General features: G+C 51.0%; 15 protein-coding genes. 1 reads left to right on the forward strand and 14 read right to left on the reverse strand.

The features are described 5' to 3' along the window. Positions 1–62: 62 nt before the first annotated feature. Entirely contained in the window at positions 63–1,052 is a 990-nt protein-coding gene (locus tag LAJLEIBI_RS15790; protein ID WP_040435031.1) for an ABC transporter substrate-binding protein, read from the reverse strand. 390 nt (positions 1,053–1,442) lie between these two features. On the opposite strand from LAJLEIBI_RS15790, the gene LAJLEIBI_RS15795 reads away from it, so the two are divergent. Next, on the forward strand, positions 1,443–2,534 hold the full coding sequence (locus LAJLEIBI_RS15795) for a GntR family transcriptional regulator (protein ID WP_006443144.1): 1,092 nt from the start codon (positions 1,443–1,445) through the stop codon (positions 2,532–2,534). On the opposite strand, the gene LAJLEIBI_RS15800 is transcribed toward LAJLEIBI_RS15795, so the two are convergent. The 13 genes from LAJLEIBI_RS15800 to LAJLEIBI_RS15860 form a co-directional block, all read right to left on the reverse strand. Next, positions 2,531–4,150, reverse strand: coding sequence for a response regulator (locus LAJLEIBI_RS15800; RefSeq protein WP_040435033.1), 1,620 nt, complete (start codon positions 4,148–4,150; stop codon positions 2,531–2,533). The genes LAJLEIBI_RS15795 and LAJLEIBI_RS15800 overlap by 4 nt on opposite strands. Positions 4,151–4,195: 45 nt before the next feature. Continuing rightward, entirely contained in the window at positions 4,196–5,221 is a 1,026-nt protein-coding gene (locus LAJLEIBI_RS15805; protein WP_006443146.1) for an ABC transporter substrate-binding protein, read from the reverse strand. 3 nt (positions 5,222–5,224) lie between these two features. Then, a complete protein-coding gene (locus LAJLEIBI_RS15810; protein WP_050765508.1) occupies positions 5,225–6,736 on the reverse strand; it encodes a sensor histidine kinase in 1,512 nt (503 codons plus the stop codon). A gap of 91 nt (positions 6,737–6,827) precedes the next feature. Further along, a complete protein-coding gene (dhaL, locus tag LAJLEIBI_RS15815) occupies positions 6,828–7,466 on the reverse strand; it encodes a dihydroxyacetone kinase subunit DhaL (protein WP_006443148.1) in 639 nt (212 codons plus the stop codon). An 11-nt stretch (positions 7,467–7,477) separates the two neighbouring features. Then, positions 7,478–8,473: a dihydroxyacetone kinase subunit DhaK gene (locus tag LAJLEIBI_RS15820; RefSeq protein ID WP_006443149.1), complete on the reverse strand. Its 996-nt coding sequence runs from the start codon at positions 8,471–8,473 to the stop codon at positions 7,478–7,480. A 14-nt stretch (positions 8,474–8,487) separates the two neighbouring features. Further along, positions 8,488–9,687, reverse strand: a complete 1,200-nt coding sequence (locus tag LAJLEIBI_RS15825) for a cupin domain-containing protein (RefSeq protein WP_006443150.1) — start codon at positions 9,685–9,687, stop codon at positions 8,488–8,490. Between the two features lie 12 nt (positions 9,688–9,699). Next, positions 9,700–11,112, reverse strand: a complete 1,413-nt coding sequence (locus LAJLEIBI_RS15830; RefSeq protein WP_006443151.1) for an L-fucose/L-arabinose isomerase family protein — start codon at positions 11,110–11,112, stop codon at positions 9,700–9,702. A gap of 15 nt (positions 11,113–11,127) precedes the next feature. Continuing rightward, positions 11,128–11,802, reverse strand: a complete 675-nt coding sequence (locus LAJLEIBI_RS15835) for a class II aldolase/adducin family protein (protein WP_006443152.1) — start codon at positions 11,800–11,802, stop codon at positions 11,128–11,130. 15 nt (positions 11,803–11,817) lie between these two features. Further along, positions 11,818–12,864 carry a zinc-dependent alcohol dehydrogenase gene (locus tag LAJLEIBI_RS15840; protein WP_006443153.1) on the reverse strand — a complete coding sequence of 349 codons (1,047 nt, stop codon included), beginning with the start codon at positions 12,862–12,864 and terminating at the stop codon, positions 11,818–11,820. Next, positions 12,857–14,362, reverse strand: coding sequence for a rhamnulokinase (locus tag LAJLEIBI_RS15845; protein ID WP_006443154.1), 1,506 nt, complete (start codon positions 14,360–14,362; stop codon positions 12,857–12,859). Before LAJLEIBI_RS15845 ends, LAJLEIBI_RS15840 begins: the two co-directional genes overlap by 8 nt. A gap of 12 nt (positions 14,363–14,374) precedes the next feature. Beyond that, positions 14,375–15,241 carry a ketose-bisphosphate aldolase gene (locus tag LAJLEIBI_RS15850; protein WP_006443155.1) on the reverse strand — a complete coding sequence of 289 codons (867 nt, stop codon included), beginning with the start codon at positions 15,239–15,241 and terminating at the stop codon, positions 14,375–14,377. A 12-nt stretch (positions 15,242–15,253) separates the two neighbouring features. Then, positions 15,254–16,720: a rhamnulokinase gene (locus LAJLEIBI_RS15855; RefSeq protein ID WP_040435035.1), complete on the reverse strand. Its 1,467-nt coding sequence runs from the start codon at positions 16,718–16,720 to the stop codon at positions 15,254–15,256. Between the two features lie 14 nt (positions 16,721–16,734). Beyond that, positions 16,735–17,706: a carbohydrate kinase family protein gene (locus tag LAJLEIBI_RS15860; protein ID WP_006443157.1), complete on the reverse strand. Its 972-nt coding sequence runs from the start codon at positions 17,704–17,706 to the stop codon at positions 16,735–16,737. Positions 17,707–17,708: the final 2 nt, after the last annotated feature.

Raw genomic sequence — 17,708 nt, forward strand, 5'->3', positions numbered from 1 at the left:
ACTGTCCCGTACGCCGCGCCGCACCCTTTTCAACAATCATTTTACTGCAACCTGTTTCTCTATTAGATACCGTACTGCTCTACATCATCCTCTGTGATCGTAGTGGCGTCGAATCCTTTTTCATCCATAATAATTGTCTTTTCTTCTATTTCCTTGCCGTCTTCGATCGTCTTGATAACTTCATCAATATAAGAAGCCTGGAAAGGATTGCACTGTCCATCATAGTTCCAGTTCTGAGCAAGCAGTTCTTCTAATGCCCACTTATTGCAGTCAAATCCCATAACGATCACGTCTTTGCCCACACCGTGAGAGATATTTGCCTTGTCAAGCGCTGCCACAGCACCTTTGGCCATATCATCATTCTCTGCGTAGATCACGTTGAACTCTTCGCCGGAATCGATAGCGGACTGAACGATCTGCTGTGCTTTCTCTGCATTCCACTCTGCTGTCTGCTGTGTAACGATGTTCCAGCCTTTTTCCTTTGCTGCTGCATCAAGCGCTCCGGAGCGTCCTTTCTGTGCAGCGGAACCCATAACACCCTGGATATGGATAATGTTGTATGCATCAAGTCCCTGCTCTTCCATCCAGTTCACTGCTGTCTCGCCTTCTTTTTCCATGTCAGATACGATAGATGCCTCATAAAGGCTCTCGTCTGCGTCGATCGTACGGTCAAACAGGATCACTCTTGTCCCTGCATCCTGGGCATCCTTCAGAACAGAATCCCATCCTGCCGTGTCGGCTGCGGAGAGGAGAAGATAATCAACACCGTCCTGGATAAATTTCTGTGCCGCTGTGATCTGCTCGTCATTCTTGAGGCTGTAAGCAAATGAGGCTTCATATCCGTTTTCTTTTGTGAACATTTCTTTCATGTCTTTGTCATTTGCTGTCCGGTAACCTGACTCGTTCGGGTCATTGTTGATGATCCCCACTTTTATCGCGCCGCCGTCCCCGGAATCCTTTTTATCTGCGTCTTTGTCTGACGCTCCGCCGCATCCTGCAAGACCTAATACCATGACTGCCGTAAGCAATACTGCAACAACTCTTTTTTTCATAAATTTTTCCTCCTGAATTTTGATAGTTCTATATGCAGCGGGCCCCGCTTCTTTGTAATTCAACCTTATCATCTGCGCTTTCGTATATCAATCCGTAATTCCTTGTATTTATGCGGTTTATTAGTTTTTTACAATACAAATCTTTTATGATATAATATGATTTAAATACAACTTTTTGTCCATTGTATGTTATTTTAAGAAATAAGCTGGAAAATTTACGATTTTTATAGATTCCGGCACGTCAGAGAGAAATCATTTTACGAAGGCCGGACTGTGAACTTCCTTGAAAATACGAGAAAAGTTTGTTTTTTTACTGCTATTTATGTTTTTTTTAAGGTAATGCAAATTTGAACCGCCACATAATTTTACAATTTTTTACGGAGGTGTCTTATGGCAATAAAATACAAATGGCTTGCGGGCCGTCTCAGGGAACTGATCCCAGATTATATAGAAAATGGCATCAATAAGCTGCCGACAGAGCAGGAACTCTGCCGGCGGTTCAAGGTCAGCCGCCAGACGGCCCGCCTGGCGTTGTCGCTCCTTGAGAAGGAAGGGCTGATCGAAAAGAAACGGGGGAGCGGCTCCTACATTACCGGTCTGACCGCGGACCCTTGTGCTAATGTGATCGGCATCCTCATTTCCGATGATTCAGAATACATATATCCCGGCGTTATAAATGATATAAAGGGCACTCTTTCGCAGAACGGCTTTTCCGCCAAAGTATATGTGACGCGCAACCGTATCGAAAGCGAGCGGGAGATACTGTCCGGGCTCCTCGATACGCCTCCCCGCGGACTCATTGTGGAAGGCAGTAAAAGCGCCCTGCCGAACCCGAACGTAGATCTCTACCGAAGGCTTATGAAAAAAGGGTGCGCTGTGGTGTTTCTTCACAACTATTATCCGGCGCTCAATGACTGTATGTATGTAAAGGATGACAACGCCGGGGGAAGCGCCCTCCTTGTAAAGCACCTGACCGGGCAGGGACATACCGCCATCGGCGGCATCTTCAAATCGGATGACCAGCAGGGGCCGGAACGGTTCCAGGGATTTGTGGAGGCGATGAGGGACGCCTGCCTGCCGGTTCCCGACGAACGGATCGGCTGGTTTTCCTCCCGTGATCTGGATAAGCTGGAACGCTTTCAGGATACCGGGTTTCTGAAAAGATTTGTGCTGGAATCGCTGGAATCTTGTACTGCCGTTATCTGTTACAATGATATGATCGCCTACTTTCTCATCAAGGAACTTAAGCTGGCCGGTTACCGCCTCCCCGATGACATGGCGCTGACCGCCTTTGACAACACCTACTTGAGCAGTTCCGGCATTCTTTATTTCACCACACTTACTCACAGATCACATGAGATGGGGAACACCGCCGCGCGGATGATGGTCAGCAAATTAAAGGGATCTCCCGCTGTACCGCAGGAAATCCCCTGGAGGATCAATCTGAAAGAAAGTACGTCTGAAAATATGGGCCTTATCTAATCTTTTTTGCCGTTCCGGTATTCTCTCGGACTTACGCCCTGCGTCTTTTTAAATACAAAGCTGAAATAGTGGGAATCCTTATATCCCACTTCCAGGGCGATCTCGCCGGATGACTTGTCCGTCGCGCGAAGAAGCTTTTTCGCCTTCTCCATCCGCTTTTCCGTGACATATTCAATAAATGTCTTCTGCATACTCTGACTGAACACAGCGCTCAGATAACTTGCGCTCACGTCGGCTTCTGCCGCCACACTGCTCAAGGAAAGTGATTCCATCGCATAATTACTGTCTATGTACTCAAGCGCATGCCGGAGCGCCCTGCCGCTTTGATAACTGCTCCGCCTGTCGCGGATACAGACCGCCGCCTGGAGCGTATCCACAAAGTAGTCGAATACTTCCGACGGCTTCATGTGGATATCCCAGAGCTTGTGATCCATCTCCTCAACATACTCTTCCTGCTCCGCCCCGATCGATTCCATAAACGCCATCACGGTAAAACGGATATTGAGAACAACATAATCCCGGAACATTCTCGATTCCAGCGCCTCCCGGATGCTCTGCAGATAGGATTCCACGAAATCGTGTATCTCGCTGCTGCTTCCTCTGGACAGAAAGTCCCGGATGATCTCCGGCGCCATCTTGGACGGATCCACATCTCCGATATTATTCTCCTCCCCCGGCGTCAGATAACTTGCAAGGGTCGACTCCGTCAGCAGGTGCAGGTCCGGCATGATAAAGCGGTACGCAAAATAATGGTTTACACTCCGGTAACATTCAGAAAGCAGACTCAAACGCTCTACCGGTCTTCCGACCGCCACATACCAGTCCATCTGGTCTTCCTCCTGGCTGCATATCTGCCTGATATGCCCAAGCGCCTTTTCTGTCAGTTCCTCCATCTGTCCATTTTCGGCCTTCACGAGTACGCCGTAGCAATTGGCGTTCCACCGGAACGGAATATACTGGGGATGGCGCAGAAAATAATGCAGCACCTCTTCCTGCCTTCTCATGAACCGCTCCGCCCTGCCGTCGCTTAATGTACCGGCCTTTTCCTGCAGGCAGAGGAACAGAAGATTATAAGACGAAGCCGAAAGCTCCAGTGATAGTTTCCCTGCTTCTTCATAGATGTCTTTGACAGAGATCTCTCCTCCCCCGAGCACCTTCTCAAAGAACTGCCTGCGGGAAAACTGCTCGTATTCCCGCATCTCGCTCTGGAATTGCGACCGGTACGCATCCTGCTGCACATCCTGCGCGATCTTCTCTTTCAGCTCCAGCAATACTTTTCTCAAAGCCGCTCTTGTCACCGGCTTCAGCATGTACTGGTCGACGCCCGCCTCGATCGCCTCTCTTGCATACTCAAAATCATCATAGCCGCTGATGATGATGATCTTTATCTTCGGAAATTCAGTCCGCACCATCTTACTCAGAGACAGTCCGTCCATAAACGGCATCTTTATGTCTGTGATCAGTACATCCGGTCTGGCTTTCCGTATAAGTGGGAGCGCCATCTCTCCGTCCGCCGCCTCTCCCACGAACCGGTAACCGTACTGTTCCCACGGGATCTTGTCCCGCAGTCCTTCTCTGATCACGCTCTCGTCTTCAACCAAAAACACTTTCAACATCTTTTTCCCTCTGTTCCTGTTCATAAAGTCTGTTCATAAAGTCTGTTAATAAGATCTGTCGCCGATAACACTGGCTACATTTTTCTTTGTGAATACTCTCTCCGACACAAAATATTCCTTCTCAGCCTGCCCCCCGCTTTCCAGCACCCGGATCACTTCTTCTATATATGCTCCCTGTTCAGGATTACATTCGATATCAACATTGATAATTCCCTGTTCTACTTTCTCCAGCGCAGACTTTGTGGCGTCAAAAGAGATCAAGATGATACCGCCGTCCGTCCCGGTAGATTGCCCTGCTTCCCCAATGGCCTCCAGCGCCCCAAACGTCATATCATCATTCTGCGAGACGACCACGTCGATATCTTCGTACTTATGCAGCATTTTTTTCATCTCTTCCCTGCCTTTTGCAGTCGTAAAATCCGCGTCTGCCTGTTCCAGTATATTCCAGTTGTCGTGCTGCGCTGCCACACTATCAAACCCTTCCGTGCGTCCGATAACAGAAGTGCTGCCGTTTGTCCCCTGCAGGACAACGATATTTATTTCTTCGCCGGCGCGCCCTTCTTCCTTCAGATGCCCGGCAAGCCAGCGTCCGGCATTCTGTCCTTCTTCCGCAAAGTCGGAACCCACCCATGCGGTATATAGAGACTCGTCCTTTACCTTCACTTTGCGGTCCATAAGGATGACCGGGATGCCCGCATCCTTCGCTTCCTGCAGCACGGTGTCCCATCCGTCTTCTACGATAGGTGAAAAGACAATATAATCCACCTGCTGGGAGATAAAGCTGCGAAGCGCTTTGATCTGATTCTCCTGCTTCTGTCTGGCATTGTCAAATATAAGGAAATAACCGTTTTCCTTACTGAATGTATTCTGTATTGACGCGGTGTTTGCTGTTCTCCACACTGATTCACTTCCAATCTGTGATACACCTACCACAGTCAGGCTGTCATCCTTGGAGATGACGTCATCCTGTTCGCCCTCTTTATGGAAGTCCTGTCCGCACCCCGACAGGAAGACGAGCACGGCCAATACAGAGGATATCAGCCGTAACTTTCTTTTTGCCCTCTGTCCCATATGTCATCTCATCCTTTCATTGTGCTGCTCTCCCACCTTGACGGCCGGAATCGTGATCTCCACCTTTGTCCCTTTTCCCTTTACGGAGCTTATGGACATTCCGTACTCCGCACCGAAGTACATATGTATACGTTCATTTACATTGGCAAGGCCAAATCCTTTCTTTGTCTCGCCGCACGGGCGTTCTATCTCCTCCCGGAGCTGGCGCAGTTCCTCCGCCTCCATACCGACACCGTCATCACTGACCGTCAGACAGATGATATCCCCCTTCTTCTCCCCGCTGACACAGATCGTCCCTTTCGCCCTCTTGTACTTTATTCCGTGATAGAGCGCATTTTCCACGATCGGCTGGAGCGTAAGCTTCAATATCTGATAATCATACAGAACCGGATCGATCCAAAACTCATATTCTAATATATCGTGGTAGCGCATTTCCTGGATCTCAAGATAACTCCGGATATGCTGTTCTTCCTGTCCTATGGAGATGAACTCTTTTCCTTTGCTGAGCACAAGACGGAAGAAATCCGACAGCGTCACGACCATCTCCACCGCCTGCTCCGTCTCATTGCCCTCGATCAGCCAGACGATCGTATCGAGCGTATTATATAAAAAGTGGGGATTGATCTGCTCCTGCAAAAGCCGCAGGTCCGCCCTGCGCATCTTCTGTTCATCTTCCTTGATCTTGCCGATCAGCGACTGCATATTCCCGGCCATATTGTTGAATCCATGGGCCAGAACCTCGATCTCATCCCTGGAGTCCGCGCTGGCCCGCACTTCAAAGTCGCCCTCCGCTATCTTTCCTGTGGCATCATAGAGCTCCCGTATCGGCCGGAGAATACCGGAGGCGGTCAGAACCGTCGCCACAGCCACAGCCGCAACGAGAAGCACAACGAGCACAATGCATATGACAATAAAATCATCCATCTGACGGTTGAGATTACTTGTAACCTCTTCCATGCTCTGTGTCTGATAGTATATGTAATACTGGATATCATCCTGGATAAGTTCTGTCAAAATATAGATATTGTTGTCCAGCTCTTCGATATTCTCATCGTACCGCTCACCGTCGGACACATTTTCCACAATATCATCCACCCGCTTCTGAAGCGTGTCTATATTGCGGAGCAGACTTTCCAGCCACACCCTGCTCTCGGCTTCCGTCGTTATGTCCATCAGCTTCGTAAATTCACTGCGAAGCTCGTCGATCATGACATACGGGTCTTTCAGCGTATCTTTCTCCGATATATTATCAAAAGTAACATATCCGACCACAAGCTTGTACAGACTCTCATCCATCTCTTCTTTGAAGTCCAGATTGTAATTGTTGGCGATCGTAAGATTTCGCACGATATCATCATAGGCGCGGCTGTAGTTTGTCATGGAGACGAGAAGATACACGACCATGATCAAAAATGGAAGTGCCGCCATCGCCGAAAGCAGCATGATCTTATTTTTAATAGGAAACCGTATCTTATTATCCACAGATTTCTTCGCGAAAAATTTTTCTCTCTTCATCCTGTCCTCCGTTTTATTCATTCTATCATACCGTTCTTTAAATGAAAAGAAGACAGGAAACAGTTTACCCCTTCCCGCGGCTGCCGTTCAATTACAGCAGCTCTTTTATTCCGTCTGCCATCGCCTCCAGAATGACGCAGCACGATACGGCTCCGGCGTCCAGCACCCCTCTGGAGCGCTCCCCGAGCCTGCTGGAGCGCCCGAACTTTGCCGCCATGTCCCTGGTGGAATCCCTGCCGGCCTTTGCCGCGCCTTTCATCTTATCAAGCGCATCGGTAAAGTCTCCCTTCGTCTTTGCTTCTGCCTTCAGTGTATACACAGCCGGAGAGAGCGTATCGATCAGTGTCTTATCTCCGACCCTGGCCTCAACGATGTCTGACAGACCCTCAAGAGAAGCCTCCAGCATCTGGCTGAACTGCGCAAGCCCGATCTCCTCGAATCCATCTCCCGCCTCTGCCATCTCCATAAATACCGTCCCGTAGATCGGCCCCATGGAACCTCCGATCTCATTGAGCAGAACCATGCCAAGCTCTCTGAGTCCTCCGGTAAAGCCAATTTCCTTTTTGCCGTATCTTTCTTCAAAGACTGTAAATCCTTTATTCATATTCATGCCATGGTCACCGTCGCCGATCAGCCCGTCTATTTCTCCCAGATATGCTTTGTTGTCCTGGACTGCTTTGACCATCGCAAGCAATACCGGCTTTCCGTCTCTGTTCTTAAATGTATCCATATCTCTGCCTCCTATAACTGCGTCATTCCCATACACTCCACCGGCATGTCCAGAAGCTCTTTTAATTCGCTGTCCAGTCTCATGACTGTCAGCGTCGCCCCCATCATATCCAGGGAGGTAAAATAATCGCCCACATAAGACTTATAGACGCGGATTCCTTTGTCCGCCAGCAGCCGGTCGATCTCATCATAGAGCACATACAGCTCCATCACAGGCGTCGCTCCAAGTCCGGATACGAGCACAGCCACTTCATCCCCCCTCGCAAAAGGAAGATCCGGCAGCACGATATCCGTCATGCGCTTTGCCATTTTGGCCGCACTCTCAAGCTTACACACTTCGATGCCCGGCTCGCCGTGGTGGCCGATCCCGACTTCCATCGTGCCCTCCTCGATCTTAAAGTTGGGATGTCCTACGGCAGGAAGCGTACACGGCGTCAGTCCGATCCCCACGCTGCGCGTGTTGTCAATGGCTTTCTGGGCGGCGGCTGTTACCTCATTTAAGTCCGCGCCTTTGGCCGCTTTAGCGCCCCCTATCTTCCACATAAGCACTTCGCCCGCCACTCCCCTGCGCTTATCGCGTTTTTCTTTCGGGGCGGACGCCACATCGTCGTTTGCAACGACAGTCTTCACATCGATCCCTTCATTTCCGGCCATCTTCACCGCCATGCGCACATTCATGTTATCCCCGGAATAGTTGCCGTACAGGCAGGCGACGCCTTTTCCCTGGTCCGCTGTTCTGAATGCATCCAGAAACGCGGCCGCTGTAGGAGAGGAACAGATCTCGCCGACGGCAGCCACATCGCATATATTTTTCCCTACATAACCGATAAAAGCAGGTTTGTGGCCGGAGCCTCCCCCTGTGACTACGCCGGTCTTTCCCGCCGGAATATTTCTCGCCTTCACCACTCTCGGATTGGCCGTGGCCTCCACAATATTCTTATGCACCTTCAAAAAACCTTTCAGCATCTCGTCCACAACATCGTCCGGACGGTTCAGTATCCTCTGCATCTTTTACAGACCTCCTATTTCACTTCTTTTGGTACTTCTTTATTGTTATTTGCAAAATTCTGCAGGATGACCAGCGGTTCACAGCAGCTGTTGTTCTCAATGACAACGCCCTTTTTGGCCGCTTTCTCCGACACAAAGAATTCATCCGCCGAGCAGTCTCCAAATCTGAGCATCACAGGAGTCTCACACTCATAGCGCCCGAAGGAGCCGTGCCCCTGTACGATAAGGGCGCAGTAGCAGGCCGAATCTGTAAGGACAGCTTTACTTTTGGGCTCCACCGTTACTTCCTTTGCAGCCACCCAGTCATTGGCGTACGCAACCCACTGTTCCCGGATCCTCCTCTGCCCGGTCGGCCGTTTTACCGGCTCCCTGAAATAAGTTTCCTTATAGTCAGGCCGGGTACTTTCTTTCCAGTCGATCTGGTCCATAAGCGCGCGTATATTTCCCTTCTCTGACTCCGGCTGACAGTCCGTCAGCAGATGATGCGGGTTTACCTCTCCCATCGTAACATTTTCTACGATCGTATTCACATCACTGTTCCACTGCGGCTCATACGTGACAGCCGAACCGGGGGCATGCACAACGCCTGCCGGAGTATACCATCCCGTTCCAAGCCTGATACGGTATGCCCGGGAAAGTTCCGTTATCTTGTTGTCCCGCGCGTCGTAATGTTCAAGACATGCTTTTACCTCGTTCTTTGTCACCGACGGGTCAAAGCCAAAGTATGTCAGCGGGAATCTCCCCATGGAGTAGTTATACTGCCGCGGAAAATAATAGGCTTCCGGCTTCCCCATGCGCCCTATCTTTTCCGCGTGTCTGTCATCCAGATGGAGATGGAAGAACAACGGCCTGTCATAGTCATACAGTTTGGCATAGGCAGGCCATGTCCCATACCGCTCCCACAGTTCTTCCCCGACAAGCTCTGCCTTCAGCTCGCCCACTGCCTCTGCAAATAAGACGGAGCCCGGTTCCCCCCGCCCGGTGGACACATAACTCATTCCTTCTGTCTCCCCTGTCTTCGGACCATTCATAGCCCTCGTCACACTGCCGAGCCACCGTTCACAGATCCCGCCCCGGTCCATTCCGAACGCATAGTAATCGTCCGGGTGGAGCCTGAGCCTTTTCCCCGGTTCATTGAATCCTCTCGGGACCCATGTGGGCGTTAACTTAAGGATCCCTTCTCCTTCCCGGAACACTTCTCTTATCACAGACATACCGACACACTCCTATTCCCCAAGAATCTCTACATCAATATCCAGCATCTCACAGATCATCTTCAGTTCCTCCGTCTTATCCCCATAGACCGCGTGGCAATGGTTGGCGTCAAACTTGTCGAGGAAGATCTGATGGTCAAAAGGCAGCTTCGCAAATATGTGCGGCCATTCTTCTGTCGTCTCTTTCATCTTCTCTTCTGGCACTGCCACAAAATCCGCCGGAATGATCGTAAGCCTGTACTTCCCTTCTCTCCGGTTAAGGCGCGCGATCGTCGCATGTCCCGGCGCGGTCATAAGATTTACGTGGCACCCTCCTCCCGCATAGATATCAAGCGCCGGATACAGCGTCGTCCTGCCAAGATTCTCCCTGTGATCATCCGTGCCGGTCGCGTAGTAGGTGGACTGGGAACCACAGTTGCAGAAGACCATCACGTCATATTCACTGTCATAATGTCTTACATCCATAAAGATGACCGGCTCATCGGTAAGCAGTTTTAATATCTGCATCGTAAGCGCCGCGTCCGAGTCGGCCTCACAGGCATACACGACCGGTTCCTTGGGACCGTCCCAGTCATACGGATCGTTGCAGAACGCCGCGCAGATACACTCCGTGCAGTAATGCCGGCTCATCTCATAGTGGCACTTTACACCGACAAAATCATATTCATTTTCTTTTATGATCTTCTTGAGCGCTTCATAGTGGCTGATCTGTGTCTTTAATTTATCCGGTGTAAAACTGCTGCCATTGTACCGGATCTCTCCCATGTTATCCTCCAGCCAGCCGAGCGCTTTTTCTACCTTTTTCTCCGGAACTTCCTCTGCAAGCCTGACAAGCTCGCTCTGATCCATATGGTCCACATCTACGCCGAACTTTTTCTGCCAGTCCTGCATGCTCACTGTGGCGCTGTACATACCAAGGCTCCTGCCGCCGATAAGTCCGTATTTCTGTCCGTTGAGACGGGTCACTACTCTGGCGCACCTGGCAAAGCGTATATACTTTTTAAGAACCTCAGGTTCTGTCACATCTCCGCTGGCCCTGAAGTGGCGGATACCGAGATGATTGAGCGCTCCGCCCGCCGCCAGCATGGCGACCATGCCCGGCCAGTCCGGATTCAGATTGGCCGCCAGCAGGTAAGGTCCCTTGCCGTTTTGCGCAACGACAGCGGAGAAGTTGGGGAATGCGAATACCCCGTAAGACAGTATCGTGCCGTCCACATCCATCCCTTTCAGATATTCAGCCTGCTCTTTTGCCGTCCTGACGCTGCACACAAGTTCTCCGGCTTCCACCACTTCCACTTCCCCGGATGCCTTAAGCGCATTCACAATGGCATCCACCTGCTCCTTAACAATTCCTTTCAGCTGCTCATGCACCTGCGGATCTCCATCCGAGAGTCCGACAATTCCTATTACCGGTTTCTTCCTCATCTTCTTCCCTCCTGTCTAACGGTCATATTTCACGTATCCCGGGTGTCTTCCTCCCGGATTATTTTTCTTTGAAGATATAAGAAGCTTCTCGATCTCTTCCCTTGGAAGCTCATGTGACACGCCCAGAAGCTTTATCATATATGTGATCTTCGCATTGTATTCCAGTGTCTCTGTCTTGTAATAGGCCTTGATGAGATCCTGGCCTATCGTAACGGTCCCGTGATTCTCAAGGACGAAGGCGTCATAATCCTGCAGGTACGGAATCAGCCCGTCCGCCAGCGCCTGTGTGGACGGCTGTGCATACGGCACGACCGGTACGGCGCCCAGACCGTATACCGCCTCCGGAAGTATGTAGGAATCCAGCGGCATATGTGCGACCGCAAATGTAGTGGCGTACGGCGGATGCGCGTGTACGACCGCCCCCGCGTCCTCCCGCTCTGCATAGACTCTTAGATGCACCTTCACTTCAGATGACGGCTTATATTCTCCTTCCAGCACCTCGCCTTTTTCATTGACTTTCGTTATCATCTCAGGACGCAGATAACCTTTGCTGATGCCGGTCGGCGTTGTGAGATATTCTGATTCATTTACCTTCACCGTGATATTTCCGTCGTTGGCAGCCACAAATCCATTTGTGTACATACGTCTGCCGATATCACATATGAGTTCCTTTAGCTCTTTTTCATTCATCGGTATATCCTCCGTCTAATTTTCCAGATCAAGAATTACTTTTACAGCCTTCTTTTCTGCCACAAGCTGCACGACTTCCTGAATGTCTTCCACACTTTTAACATGACTGTAAAAGTCTTTCGGATCGATGATCCCTTTTTCCATCAATTCAATGTTCTCGGCTGTGACCGCATACTGCCCATAGGGGAAATTAAGCATCTGCAGCAGTGTATTGTTCTTAAGCTTTGTCACATCTACCACTGCGTCAGAGTTCCTCAGAACCCCCATTGAGCCCACAATGCCATACGGCTTCAGCAGATGCGAGCCTTCCACGAGAAGTGACGTAAGCCCGACAATATCAATGACCCGGTCAAATATCCTTCCTTCCAGCGCTTCCTTTTTGTCTACTTTTGTATAGTTGATCGTCTCGTCCGCCCCGGACAATGATCTGGCCAGCTCAAGCCTTTCCTCCACGCCGTCTATGGCTACGATCGTCTTCGCCCCCAGATACCTCATATACTTCATCGTCGCAAGTCCCATAGGACCGGCCCCGTACACGAGTACATCCTTATCCGCCACGTCAAAATTTCTGGCGGCGCTGAAGCATTCATTAAGTGTAATGAGACAGCCTCCGTCAATGACATCAAAGTCCGGCGGGATCTGTACGCACTCCAGCTGTCTCGGGTTGAGTTCGGACATTTCCCGTCCGTCGTCAAGCATCGCCTTCTGGTCCTGCACGACGCCGTAATCACACATTGCGCCCCATGTACATCCATACCTGGTCCCCGGCATCAGCTTTATGATGGGATTCATGATGCGGTCTCCGACTTTATAATTCCTCACCCTGCTCCCCAGCTCTACGATATCGCCTACCCCTTCGTGGCCGAGAAGCGTCGGGAAACTGTCTACCTCCACCGACATCTCTCCGCGGATGATGTGAAAGTCTGTCCCGTTGCAGAAACCGCATGACTTCATTCTCACAAGCGCTTCATACGGACCGATCTCCGGCGCCGGGACATCCCGCACGATCTCTACTCCTCCGTTACCTGCCGCCACAACACCGCGCATATATTTTTCACTCATAACTTCTTCCTCCTCTGTCTGCCTGACCTGACAGCTCCACATATTTCTTATACTGTCTCTGCCACTTTTGTGTATTCACGGGCCGGTATTCCTCTGTGCCAAAGGAGTTTCCCGCGATCTCCCGCATCTCTTTCAGAGACGCCGTCTCACCCATGGCGTATGCCTGGAGCAGCGCGTTTCCCACAGCAGACGCCTCCGACGGCCCGGTCCGCACGCAGATGCCCGCCGCGTCCGCAATATACTGGTTCAGGATCTCTATCCTGTTCGCGCCTCCGACGATGTACAGGACATCCACTTTCTTTCCCGTCGTATCTTCCAGCATCTTTAAAGCACGCACCGACTGCAGGGCAATGCTTTCATATATGATCCGTACGATCTTCCCGGCATCTTCCGGGCGCGGAGCGTACTGGCCTGTCTTCCTGAGATATGCGCAGATCTCATCCGCCATATTCTCCGGATGGCGGAAGCCTTCATACTCTGTGTCCACCATTGCGGTAAATCCCTCTGCCTGCCCTGCCATGTCTTTTAGTTCCGGATATGTATAATGCCTGCCCATCCGCTCCCACTGTCTCCTGCATTCCTGTACGAGCCACATGGCGGTTATGTTCTTTTTGAGCAGCACTTTTCCAAAAGCCATGCCGGTGTTGGACAACTGATAGCGGTAAGACTTCTTTCTGTCTGCCGGGGCGTCCAGCTCCATACTCATCAGAAACCAGGAGCCTGTGGCCAGGAAAGCCCAGCTCTCTCCTTCTCCTGCCGGGACTGCCACCCCCGCGCTTGCGGTGTCATGGACCGCAGGCGCAGTCACATACGTCTTTTTTATGCCGAGATACGTGGCAAGATCAGGCCGCACCGTCCCGATTCTGGTCCCTGCCCTCACTACCGGCGGAACTGCCGCTTCGGGAATATGAAACCGGCCCAGCATCTCTTTCTCCCAGTCTTCATGCTCCATATTAAACAGCTGGGAATAAGAAGCCACAGATACCTCGGAACAGATAACGCCGCTGAACAGATACATGAGCAGATCACCTATGAAAAGTATCTTTTTACTGCCGGACAGCCCTTGCGGGTACTCTTCTTTGTAGGCCAGCAGCTGGCACAGTGTGGAATCCGTAAGTATCCTCTGGGCAGTAAGGCGGCAGATCTCTTCATAGTCCATCACCTGACTTACCTTGTCTACATAACCGTCCGTTCTCTTATCCCGGTAGAAGACAGGCATAGACACGCTTCCGCTCACCGTATCCACAATGCCGTAATCAGAACACCACGAGTCGATCCCGAGAGAATCCACATAGATCCCTCTGTCTGCAAGTGACTTGATCACGCTGCATATCCTGCCGTATATGGCGAATATGTCTGTGGACAGATGCCCGAGATAGAACACCTTCTCTGTGGGAAAACGGCCGGCTTCCTCCATATGCAGTTTTTTTCCGGCATCCAGATGTGCCAGGTATATTTTCACATTACTGGAGCCTGCATCGACAACAAGATAACGCATATGTCTTCCTTCCTACAGATGATAGCGCCCTGCCATGTCCGTACAGCCAAGCAGATCCATCTTCTGTCCCATAACCTTCTTCATCACTTCTATCGCGTCTGCATATATGACATTTGGTTCTCTGAGCGTCTGATCCTCCAATGTCTTTCTGACCTGGCGGTAGAACGGATCTTTAATGTCGGAAGAGATGTTCACCTTGTTGATCCCAAGCTTCACCGCCTCAGCCACTTCCTCGTCCGGGTTGCCGGAGCCGCCGTGGAGGACAAGGGGAATATTTACAGCAGCCTTTATCTCTCTTAAAATATCGAGCCTGAGCTTTGGAATATAGCCTTCCGGGTAAAGTCCATGGGCAGTGCCGATCCCTACCGCCAGCGTATCTACGCCTGTCCGTTTTACAAATTCTTCCGCCTCGGAAGGAATGGTATATGTGATCTCCTTCGTCCCTTCTTCTGCGCTGTTCCCCATGATCCCTATCGTTCCAAGCTCCGCTTCCACCGACACGCCGAGCGGATGTACGAAGTCTGCAACTCTCTTCGTAATCGCTATATTTTCTTCAAACGGACATCTGGATGCGTCGATCATTACCGAAGTATACCCGGCCCTTATGGCCCGCTCTATCTGTCCGTACGAGGAACCGTGGTCAAGATGGATCACAACAGGCACTCTCGTATCGTTTGCCGCTTTCACACAGTGGGTGATAAATGCATCTCCCTGAAATTCAAGCTCATCCGGATGCACTTCAATGATGACCGGAGCATGCTTTGCCTCCGCTGTCTCGATTGCTGCCTTTAATATCTGGCTGCATCCGGCATTGAATGCCGGTACGGCAAAATGATGCTCATCTGCCACCTCAAGAAGTTCCTTCATATTCATTAACATTTTTTCTTCCTCCTATTGTCTGACTAATTGTACATATTCTTTATATCTGCCATCCCACTTCTCACTCTGCCCCGGCTCATATCTTTCCTCTGCCACATCGCTTCCGGCTATGTAGGAAAATTCCTCCATAGACGCAATATCGCCAAGCGCATAGAACTGCATGAGGATATTGCCCGCGGACGCGGCTTCCGGATGCCCGCACAGAACCGTACAGCCGGATGCGTCTGCGGCACACTGGTTCAGGAGTCTGTTGTTTCTTCCGCCTCCTACGATGTACATACATGTGACCGGGCGTCCGGTCACACATCTTAATTCTTCGTTGTGTCTCCTATATTCAAGTGCAAGTCCGTTTATTACGGTGCGCATGATCTCAGCAGGTGTAACGGGCACTGCCTGCCCGGTCCGTCTGCAGTAATTCTGTATCTTTTCCGGCATATGAGACGGCTTCTCAAAATCGGGGGCATCTGTGCAGATCATGGACGGAAAGTCTTCCTGCTTTTGCGCCGCCTTCGCAAGTTCCGGGATCCGGATATCATATCCTTCCTGTTTCCACTGTCTGACACATTCCTCCAGAAGCCATAATCCTGTAATATTACGGATAAGCCGGTACTTCTTCCCTGGCTGTCCTTCATTGCTCATCTTATACCTGCATGCCGCTTCGGTCGTATATGCCCTGTCACACACGATCCCCTTCACGGACCAGGAGCCGCTGCTGATGAAAGAGCAGTCTTTAAGGCCGGGTACTGTCGCAACGGCCGACGCCGTGTCGTGACAGGCTACCGCCGTCACCTGTGTATCCTTCAGGTTGGGAATTCCCTCTGTTATCTCACTTTTAAGCCCACCGACGACCGTGCCGGAATCACAAAGCGGCTTAAAGATATGTGCGGGAAGCCCGAGACTTTCGATCAGTTTTACATCCCAACGGCACTTATGAATGTCAAGCAGTCTTGATGTGGTGGCTATCGTGTATTCATTTACCATCTTTCCGGTAAAAAGATATGCCAACAGGTCCGGCAGAAGGAGAATATGGCGCGCTTCTTTAAGAATCTCAAAGCCGTGCTCTGCCATTCCCTTAAGAACATGGGCCGTACCTGTCGTCCTATAAGTAGCCCCGGTACTCCCATACAGCGCTTCTTCGCAGTTTTTAAAATATGCCTCATACATGCCGTCACTGATATCATCTCTGTATGCCAGCGGATCATCCAGAAGGTTCCCATCCTCGCCGAGCAGCCCAAAGTCTGTACCGAATGTGTCAAATCCAATGGATCTGACTGCGTCTCCCTGCTCTGCCGCTTCTCGTATGACACGGATCAGCTCGTTCTGCATCTTGTGTATGTCCCAGTGGTAGTGTCCTTGTATGAGAACGGGAGAATGCCGGAATCTGGCCAGTTCTTTCATGTCCAGTCTGCGTCCGTCATATGTTCCATCCATTACTCTGTAGCTACTTGCGCCGATATCCACAGCCAGCACTCTGCTCATCGTTCTTCCCCCTGTCATCTCTCTATCGTTTTCTGCGGAAATCTCTTCATAAAGTCTTCTATCTGCCTCTCGCTTCTCACCGCCATATGCGCTCCTGTCTCAAGCGCGTTGACGGCGCCCGCCGCACAGGCGAATCTGGCGCTCTCATACAATGGCTTTCCCCCAAGCACCGAGTGGATGAACCCAGCCGTAAAGTTGTCTCCGCACCCGGTCGTATCCTTAGCATCCACCTTGAACGGATCTACATAGAATGCATCCGTTTGGCTTCTCACATAGCACCCTCTGCCCCCAAGCTTTATGACGACCGTCCCGGCTCCTTTTTCAAGCAGCGCCTCCGCTGCGTCTTTTTCGTGCTCCGTCCCGGTAATGTATCTCGCCTCATCAATGCTTGGGATCAGATAATCCACATATGGGTATACGGCGTCCATGGCATTCGGTCCCAGATTCTCCACATCGTGATCCATATCGGCAAAGGTGAGCGCCCCCGCCCTTTTCGCCTGCTCCATCAGTACCTTGGCGCCTCCTCTGTCGAGGCGGTACGACGTGTACAGACTGCCGATACAGACCGCCCTCGTCTGTCCCAGCATATCCATATCTATCTCATCAAGGGAAATGCCTTCGTTATATCCTTTATGAAGAAAAAACTTATGCTCTCCGCCCTTGCCCAGTATGACAAAAGCAGTGGTAGAGCGGCTCGTCTCGTCCTTTAATACATAGGTCAGATCCACCTTTTCTTCCATAAGGTTATGGTAAAGCGCCTCCCCGACAGGCCCGCCGTCTATTCTGGCCACCAGGCCTGTTCTGCTTCCGAGCCGCCCAAGCACCACCGCCTCATTCGTCGCATCTCCCCCCGAAGTAAAGAGTACACTGTCCAGCACCGTCACCGGCTCGTCAAAGCTTTCCGGATACATCCCGTCAATGAGGATGTCCTGCACACAGGAGCCTACACACAGGATATCGTATTTTTTCTCTTCTGCTCTGTTCATCT

Source organism: [Clostridium] hylemonae DSM 15053 (genome assembly GCF_008281175.1).
GTDB lineage: Bacteria > Bacillota > Clostridia > Lachnospirales > Lachnospiraceae > Extibacter > Extibacter hylemonae.

What these genes read in the sequence shown, in the direction of transcription:
- LAJLEIBI_RS15810 (WP_050765508.1), bottom strand. Translation starts at nt 6,736, where the DNA reads ATGAAGAGAGAAAAATTTTTCGCGAAGAAATCTGTGGATAATAAGATA.
- LAJLEIBI_RS15795 (WP_006443144.1), top strand. Translation starts at nt 1,443, where the DNA reads ATGGCAATAAAATACAAATGGCTTGCGGGCCGTCTCAGGGAACTGATC.
- LAJLEIBI_RS15800 (WP_040435033.1), bottom strand. Translation starts at nt 4,150, where the DNA reads ATGTTGAAAGTGTTTTTGGTTGAAGACGAGAGCGTGATCAGAGAAGGA.
- LAJLEIBI_RS15845 (WP_006443154.1), bottom strand. Translation starts at nt 14,362, where the DNA reads ATGCGTTATCTTGTTGTCGATGCAGGCTCCAGTAATGTGAAAATATAC.
- LAJLEIBI_RS15850 (WP_006443155.1), bottom strand. Translation starts at nt 15,241, where the DNA reads ATGTTAATGAATATGAAGGAACTTCTTGAGGTGGCAGATGAGCATCAT.
- LAJLEIBI_RS15790 (WP_040435031.1), bottom strand. Translation starts at nt 1,052, where the DNA reads ATGAAAAAAAGAGTTGTTGCAGTATTGCTTACGGCAGTCATGGTATTA.
- LAJLEIBI_RS15820 (WP_006443149.1), bottom strand. Translation starts at nt 8,473, where the DNA reads ATGCAGAGGATACTGAACCGTCCGGACGATGTTGTGGACGAGATGCTG.
- LAJLEIBI_RS15855 (WP_040435035.1), bottom strand. Translation starts at nt 16,720, where the DNA reads ATGAGCAGAGTGCTGGCTGTGGATATCGGCGCAAGTAGCTACAGAGTA.
- LAJLEIBI_RS15805 (WP_006443146.1), bottom strand. Translation starts at nt 5,221, where the DNA reads ATGGGACAGAGGGCAAAAAGAAAGTTACGGCTGATATCCTCTGTATTG.
- LAJLEIBI_RS15860 (WP_006443157.1), bottom strand. Translation starts at nt 17,706, where the DNA reads ATGAACAGAGCAGAAGAGAAAAAATACGATATCCTGTGTGTAGGCTCC.
- LAJLEIBI_RS15835 (WP_006443152.1), bottom strand. Translation starts at nt 11,802, where the DNA reads ATGAATGAAAAAGAGCTAAAGGAACTCATATGTGATATCGGCAGACGT.
- LAJLEIBI_RS15830 (WP_006443151.1), bottom strand. Translation starts at nt 11,112, where the DNA reads ATGAGGAAGAAACCGGTAATAGGAATTGTCGGACTCTCGGATGGAGAT.
- LAJLEIBI_RS15840 (WP_006443153.1), bottom strand. Translation starts at nt 12,864, where the DNA reads ATGAGTGAAAAATATATGCGCGGTGTTGTGGCGGCAGGTAACGGAGGA.
- dhaL (WP_006443148.1), bottom strand. Translation starts at nt 7,466, where the DNA reads ATGGATACATTTAAGAACAGAGACGGAAAGCCGGTATTGCTTGCGATG.
- LAJLEIBI_RS15825 (WP_006443150.1), bottom strand. Translation starts at nt 9,687, where the DNA reads ATGTCTGTGATAAGAGAAGTGTTCCGGGAAGGAGAAGGGATCCTTAAG.